This is a genomic window from Sporomusa sp., assembly GCF_035561255.1.
Lineage (GTDB): Bacteria > Bacillota > Negativicutes > Sporomusales > Sporomusaceae > Sporomusa.
On sequence record NZ_DATMXX010000256.1, the window covers coordinates 1 to 6,811 of the forward strand.

6 protein-coding genes are annotated in these 6,811 nt (G+C 45.5%); 1 reads left to right on the forward strand and 5 read right to left on the reverse strand.

Translation table 11 applies throughout. From position 1 onward, the window contains the following. The first annotated feature begins 300 nt into the window (after nucleotides 1-300). Nucleotides 301-726 carry a metal-dependent transcriptional regulator gene (locus tag VN379_RS14380; protein WP_325535002.1) on the forward strand — a complete coding sequence of 142 codons (426 nt, stop codon included), beginning with the start codon at nucleotides 301-303 and terminating at the stop codon, nucleotides 724-726. A 67-nt stretch (nucleotides 727-793) separates the two neighbouring features. Here VN379_RS14380 and VN379_RS14385 read toward each other — a convergent pair whose 3' ends face one another. The 5 genes from VN379_RS14385 to VN379_RS14405 form a co-directional block, all read right to left on the reverse strand. Continuing rightward, nucleotides 794-2,200: a nucleoside recognition domain-containing protein gene (locus VN379_RS14385; protein WP_325535004.1), complete on the reverse strand. Its 1,407-nt coding sequence runs from the start codon at nucleotides 2,198-2,200 to the stop codon at nucleotides 794-796. Next, nucleotides 2,197-2,973: a FeoB small GTPase domain-containing protein gene (locus tag VN379_RS14390; RefSeq protein WP_325535006.1), complete on the reverse strand. Its 777-nt coding sequence runs from the start codon at nucleotides 2,971-2,973 to the stop codon at nucleotides 2,197-2,199. Before VN379_RS14390 ends, VN379_RS14385 begins: the two co-directional genes overlap by 4 nt. A 3-nt stretch (nucleotides 2,974-2,976) precedes the next feature. Continuing rightward, a complete protein-coding gene (locus tag VN379_RS14395) occupies nucleotides 2,977-3,252 on the reverse strand; it encodes a FeoA family protein (RefSeq protein ID WP_325535008.1) in 276 nt (91 codons plus the stop codon). 229 nt (nucleotides 3,253-3,481) lie between these two features. Beyond that, nucleotides 3,482-4,534 carry an A/G-specific adenine glycosylase gene (gene mutY, locus VN379_RS14400; RefSeq protein ID WP_325535010.1) on the reverse strand — a complete coding sequence of 351 codons (1,053 nt, stop codon included), beginning with the start codon at nucleotides 4,532-4,534 and terminating at the stop codon, nucleotides 3,482-3,484. A 173-nt stretch (nucleotides 4,535-4,707) separates the two neighbouring features. Further along, a complete protein-coding gene (locus VN379_RS14405) occupies nucleotides 4,708-6,690 on the reverse strand; it encodes a methyl-accepting chemotaxis protein (RefSeq protein WP_325535012.1) in 1,983 nt (660 codons plus the stop codon). Nucleotides 6,691-6,811 lie beyond the last annotated feature (121 nt).

Here is a 6,811-nt window from a genome sequence, read left to right on the forward strand (position 1 = left end):
CGTCACTAATTGTCGAAAAATATTGAATTTTTATGTTATTAGTTGCTTTCCTGGGCTATATCATATTTGGGCTTTACATTCAGAGTAATATATAGCACTCCCCACGGCCATGCCGGGTACCAGCCGGATTGTTTGCTCCCCCGAACGATATTGTATGTTGAATAAACAAGTGCCTTTCTTTTTTCTCAATGGAAGGTTCATAATTCTGGAATTCATCATAGTATATAGTAGTTGCCAAAACAACCTATTGAGAAACATTATCAATATTATAATTATACTGTTTAACGCGGAGGGGTGTGTATGCTTTCACCAAGTCTGGAAGACTATCTTGAGGAAATATACCGGTTTCACACCAGCCTCGGTGTTGTACGGGTTACCGATATCAGTCACAAGCTCAATGTTTCCCTGCCCTCGGTTACCAAGGCCATGCGCAAACTTAAAGCCCTCAACTACATTACCTATCAAAAATATGGCCATATCGGTCTGACTGCTACAGGCATCGAAACCGGTAAATTCCTTGTCCGTCGCAACCAGATTATTCAGGAATTCTTAGTAATGCTGCGTGCAAACTGCAATATTGCTGCCGAAGCCGAGGCAATCGAACACTATCTGTCTAAATCCACTATTGGTTCAATCCAGGCACTGGTGGTATTTATGCGAAAAAATCCTGATGTTTATCAGCACTTATATACATTTCTTGAAAGCTGCCAGATGACAGATTCATAAGAAATCTGATATACTTTCTGATCATGTAAAAAAGGCAGGGACCGCTGACTGCCCCTGCCACCAAATACTATACCAAGCCTAACAAGCGAGCCGACTGAGCAACAACATAGCATACAGCAAATCCAGCTACTGTCGGTAGTAAGAAAGCTAAAAACGTCCACTTGGCACTGCCTGATTCCTTATATGTTGAAAGTAGTGCTGTGGTGCACGGCCAGTGAAGCAAGCAGAACAACATCGTGTTCAGAGCCGTTAACCAAGTCCAGCCATGGCTGATAAATACTTGATGCAACTCTGTCAATTCATCAAGCTCAATCATATACCCGGTGGATAAATAACTCATCAGTAAAATCGGCACAACAATCTCATTGGCGGGTAGCCCTAAGATAAAGGCCAACAGAATGTATCCGTCAAGTCCGATCGCGTAAGCAAACGGCTGCAGCCATCCGGCGAGGTGCTGCAGAATACTAATATCACCTATGTACACATTGGCAAGAACCCAGGTAAGAACGCCTGCCGGAGCTGCCATGATAACCGCGCGTTTAAGAACAAACAGGGTGCGGTCAATCATCGACCGGTAAATAACAGCACCAATCTGCGGCTTGCGATAAGGCGGCAGTTCCAATACCATTGAAGAAGCCTCGCCCTTAAGGACTGTATGTGATAGCAGCCAGGAAACCGCAAAGGTGAAGGCAACCCCGAGCATTACCAGACTGGTCATAAATACAGTGACAGCAGCAGTCTCATACTGGGGTGCCAAAGCCCCTCCTATAAAAATAGTTGCTATTGCGATAAGGGTTGGAAACCTGCCATTGCAAGGCACAAAGTTATTGGTTAATATGGCTATCAGCCTTTCCCGGGGCGAATCAATAATCCTGCAGGACACTATCCCTGCAGCGTTGCAGCCAAACCCCATACACATCGTTAGTATCTGTTTGCCACAAGCCTTACATTTTTTGAACATATTATCAAGATTGAAAGCAACCCGGGGCAGATACCCCAAATCCTCCAATAGAGTAAACAACGGGAAAAATATCGCCATCGGCGGCAGCATTACCGAGATAACCCAGGCTAGGGCACGGTAAAGGCCAAGAACCAGCATTCCATGCAGCCAGGCCGGTGCACCGGCTGCCTGAAACCAGATAGTTAACTGCTCCTGGAAACTGAAAAACGCATTGGCCAGCATTTGTGACGGAATGTTAGCACCTTCAATTGTTATCCAGAAAACCATACCAAGCAGCATTAGCATAATTGGATAGCCAAAGATCCGCGATGTCAAAATATCGTCTAGCTTGTTATCCCAGTGCGACTTATCTGCTGCGGGTGATTTAACCGTTTTCCGGGCAATACTCTCGGCATTGGCGTAGATATCTTCAACGATTTTATCGCCCATACTGTTATCCTGGCGGAGACGGATAGAATCAGCCTCCGCGCATAACTGTGCCAGCGTATTCATGGGTTTAACATTGTCTTTCATCTGTTTGCGGCCTCCTTGATAACATTTATACCGGTCAACTTTAAATGCATTCCGATACTTTCAATAAACGCTTTGTCACCATCCAGAAGCCTGAGGGCTACCCACCGGGAATTAAGCTTGTTACCAATAAGACGCTCGACACTTGGCAACAGCAGTTGCACTGCCTGCTCTACCTCAGGCGAGTACTTTAACTGGTTAGGTTTGGTCTTACACTCACCTGTGGCTACTTGATGCAAGGTATATATTAGGTGAGCAAGACCTTCATTCTGGCGTGCTGCTGTTGCTACCACCGGCACGCCAAGTTCTTTTTCCAACAGCTCAATATTGACCTCAATCCCTTTTTTTCTGGCTTCATCAATAAGATTGACGCAAACAACAACCTTCGGAGTCATTTCCATTATCTGCAATGCAAGATTTAAGTTTCTTTCAAGTGAGGTCGCATCTACCACAATCAAGGTTACATCAGGACGGCCAAAGCAGATAAAATCCCGTGCGATCTGTTCTTCTGCGGTATGAGCCAAAATGGAATAAGTACCTGGTAAGTCCACCAGTAAAAATGATTTATTATTATGCATAAAGGTTCCCTGGGCATTATCGACCGTTTTGCCCGGCCAGTTGCCGGTATGCTGCCGCAAGCCGGTCAACGCGTTAAAAACTGTACTTTTGCCAACATTAGGATTACCTGCAAGTGCAATCACGAACTGACCAGGGCAGGTGTTAATCCCAAAATGTTCCCGTAATACACGCCTGGTAGACTCTATCACCTGTGCCACTGTTTATTTCCCCCCATCTGTGCATGTGTTATCTGGTATATAGCCCCGGATAAGGCGGGCATCATCTGTCCGGAGGGCAATAGTGCTGCCCCTGACAGCATAAGCAATCGGATCACCGGCCGGACTTTTCCGCACACAGCGAACAGATGTACCTGGCACCATTCCCAAATCCAGTATCCTTCTTCTCAATAACCCCTCAAGCTCCACACTGGCCACATAACAGGATGCCCCTACTGCCAATTCGGAAAGAGCAATTGTTGAAATCTGCTGAACACTCATACACACCAACCTCCCTAACTTAACCTTAGCTAACAGATTGCCAAAAAATATAAGTTAGCTATAGCTAACAGATATATTATTTTTTTTAGCCTCAGCTAACTATCAGGCTATCTGTTATATGCTATGTTGCGGTTTCGTTATTGGTTACACACAGGGGTATATATTTTTATCTTCACCAAAAAAAACTACTCCCCAATCACATAATTCGGGAGTAGTTTTTCTATATCTGTTACATAGCCTTTTGTTCTAACCACAAAGCCACTTTGTGGTTAGGTCCAGCCCAGGGCACTGATCTTAATTCTGATGAACTTAACCAACAAGCCTTATCTTTTAGGGCATCCCCAGCCAGCCATTCGCATTGGTAAAAAGAGATATCCCATTTACGATGACTAAACGTATGGTGGCAGTGAAATATTTCTTCCTTAATACTTACTGATTGTCGCAGCTCATTCCAGAATGCTGCTTTTAACCGCTCAGCTGCCACGTCCCCCTCAATAACTTCTATCGTGGGAAACTCCCACATCCCGGCTAACAGACCGGTTTCCGGGCGCTGCTGCACCAGGTATTTCCCGTTCCGCAGCATTACCCCTGCAGCCAGTACAACCAGTTGTGGTGCCTTCTTCGGCGCCCGTACCGGCAGCATATCCTGAACCTCCCGGGCGTAAGCCTCGCATAGATTAATTAACGGGCACAATTGGCAGCGAGGCCGCCGGGGAATGCAGATCATGGCCCCTAAATCCATTAACGCCTGATTAAAATCACCCGGGTATTGATCAGAAATATTCTGCCTGATTAAGCGATCAATTTCCCGCTTGGTCGCCGACTTAGTAATATCTCCATCCAGGCAGAACAGCCGGCTGAAGATCCGAAGAACATTGCCATCAATTGCCGGAGCAACCTGGTTATAGGCGATGCTGGCGATAGCCCCGGCCGTATATTCACCAACCCCGGGTAATCGCCGTATCGTAGCTGGATTGTCAGGTACCTTGCCGCCATATTCAGAACATACCTCCCTGACACCTGCCAATAAATTCCTGGCCCGGCTATAATAACCCAGCCCCTGCCAATAGTTAAGTACTTCCTGCTCAGATGCCTGAGCTAACGCGGCCAATGTCGGAAACCGATCCAGCCACCGACTATAATAGTCTTTTACTGCCTCTACCCGCGTTTGCTGCAGCATAATCTCAGAAACCCATATTTTATAGGCATCTTTATCTTTACGCCAGGGCAGGTCTCTACCATTTTTGTCATACCAATCCAGTAATTTTGTCGCCAAAGTCATTATGGTCTTCCCTTCTTAAGCTCAAAAAATAATTATCTATAAATAGCGAACCTGAATTTCATTAATAATACCACAATGTTATACCCGAAATATAGCCTTAAGCATACGAAAAAGCAAGAACTAACCGGCTTACCGGCTACACTTGCTTTTTCAGCATCATCTTACTATCAGGTTTAAATTCTAAATCTTTTTACCACTGCATTGAGTTCCTCTACCATGTTTTCCAGACTCTGACTTGATGAGGCGACTTCCTGCATCGCAGCAGATTGCTCTTCTGTAGCAGCAGAAACAGATTGGGTATACATTGCATTCTCTTTGCTTATCGCCTCAATTCCCCGCACTGAGGCAACGATCTGCTCACCCCGTTCTGCCATTTGTTGTGCGTCTGCAGAAACGGTATGCATCTTACCTGCCGCAGCTTCAATCAGCGTCTCAATCTCACCAAAGACCTGTCCGGCCGAGTTTACCACATCAGAACCAACCTTCACCTGCCTGCTGCCATCGTTCATTGCAGCAACAGCACTTTCGGTATCAAGCTGGACATCCCTGATGAGTGTGGCAATCTGTTTGGCCGCATCCTCCGATTGTTCAGCAAGTTTCCGCACCTCTTCCGCAACAACAGCAAAACCACGTCCCTGCTCACCAGCCCGGGCTGCTTCAATAGCTGCGTTGAGCGCCAGCAAATTTGTCTGGCTGGCGATGCCTGAGATAGTATTAATAATCTGTCCGATTTTTTGCGACTGTTCGCCAAGTTTAGTAATTACCTGTGCCAGACTATTTACAGTCGTTTCAATATGATTCATCTGCTTAATTGCTGAAACAATTTCTTTGTTGCCGGTATTAGCCGCAAGTGCCGTCCGCTGCGAAGCCTCAGCTACTTCATTCATACTGGCAACAACCCCGTCAAGGCCTTGAGCCATTTCTTCAACAATAGCCACCGTTTTCTGGACTGCATAAATCTGTTTTTCAGAACCGGATGCTACCTCTCCAATCGACATGGCAATCTGATTTGAGGCCTGCGCAGACTGCTCGGCATTAGCTGACAAAAGCCCTGTGGCATTAGCCACTAGCACAGTCGATTGGCTTGTTTGCTGGAGTAAGGATTGAAGGTTTTCTGTCATTGTCCCAAAAGAGTTGATGAGACGCCTCAACTCGTCATCGCCACTATAGGCAACATCGGCTTTAACAATCTGTCCGGCAGCAATCTGTTCAGCAACCGCGGCAATGGCAGTGATCGGCTTACTTATTCGTTTTACCAAATAAAAACCAACCAAACCAATACCTAAGACAGAAACGATAATAACTATCGCAATAAATTTTTGCAAATCGTCGGCACTGGCCATTGATTCTGCCGTATTTTGCAGTTTTAACACCGACCAGCCGGTCTGACCAATAGGCGCAAAGCTTACCAGATTAGATTCAACAACGGCAACCTGCCCGGTGCCACTCGCAATGATCGGTAAAATCTGCTCATTATTGAATAACTCATGTGCTTTCGCTTTTTCTTCATTACGACTATCAGTAAGATAGAATAACTTTTTATCGAGAATAATGGCTTTGCCAGTAGCCCCCTCATTCAACTCTTTAGCCAGTGTAGTTACATTGTCAAGCTTGATATTGCCACCAATATAACCAAGCAGTTGTCCCTTTTCATCCAGGATTGGTGCAACAATAGGCGCAGTTGCCTGTTTGGTAAATGCAGACACATAGGTATCAGAGATCACAGTTGTATTTGCACTAACAACATCTTTAAACCATTGCCGGTCAGTAAAGTCTTTTTTTCCGCCAAAGTCGGAGTACGGCCAGGTATTTTGGATAATCCCCTGAGGATTTATACAGAAGATCAGTTCAAACATACCATTCCCTTCATAAAAAGCCTTCAAGGTTTTTGTCTGTTCCACAGACCCCATTGCTGCTATAAAAGGGGTCTTAGCCAAGGCATTAATATTAGCCTTACCATCCAGCAGATACTGATCTAAGCGGTCTGCAACACGCGTCGCCTTGCTGGCCTGGGTCATTCTGCCGGAAGTATCTAATAGCGAATTAGCCTTATGGCTTGCAGCAAGCCCAATAATAACGGCAGGCACAATCGCCATAATCACAAATACAGCAGTCATCTTACTTTGTAAACTGTTAAACAGCACTCTAAATTGCATAAATTTCTCCACCTTCCCAGCTACCTTATCAAATAAAAAAAGCCTGGACCAGGCAGCCGCGGATTTATCTGTTATGTTGCTTTGTACACCCTTAAACCTGTCTAGCGATATTATGTATTTG

What these genes read in the sequence shown, in the direction of transcription:
- VN379_RS14380 (WP_325535002.1), top strand. Translation starts at nt 301, where the DNA reads ATGCTTTCACCAAGTCTGGAAGACTATCTTGAGGAAATATACCGGTTT.
- VN379_RS14385 (WP_325535004.1), bottom strand. Translation starts at nt 2,200, where the DNA reads ATGAAAGACAATGTTAAACCCATGAATACGCTGGCACAGTTATGCGCG.
- VN379_RS14395 (WP_325535008.1), bottom strand. Translation starts at nt 3,252, where the DNA reads ATGAGTGTTCAGCAGATTTCAACAATTGCTCTTTCCGAATTGGCAGTA.
- mutY (WP_325535010.1), bottom strand. Translation starts at nt 4,534, where the DNA reads ATGACTTTGGCGACAAAATTACTGGATTGGTATGACAAAAATGGTAGA.
- VN379_RS14405 (WP_325535012.1), bottom strand. Translation starts at nt 6,690, where the DNA reads ATGCAATTTAGAGTGCTGTTTAACAGTTTACAAAGTAAGATGACTGCT.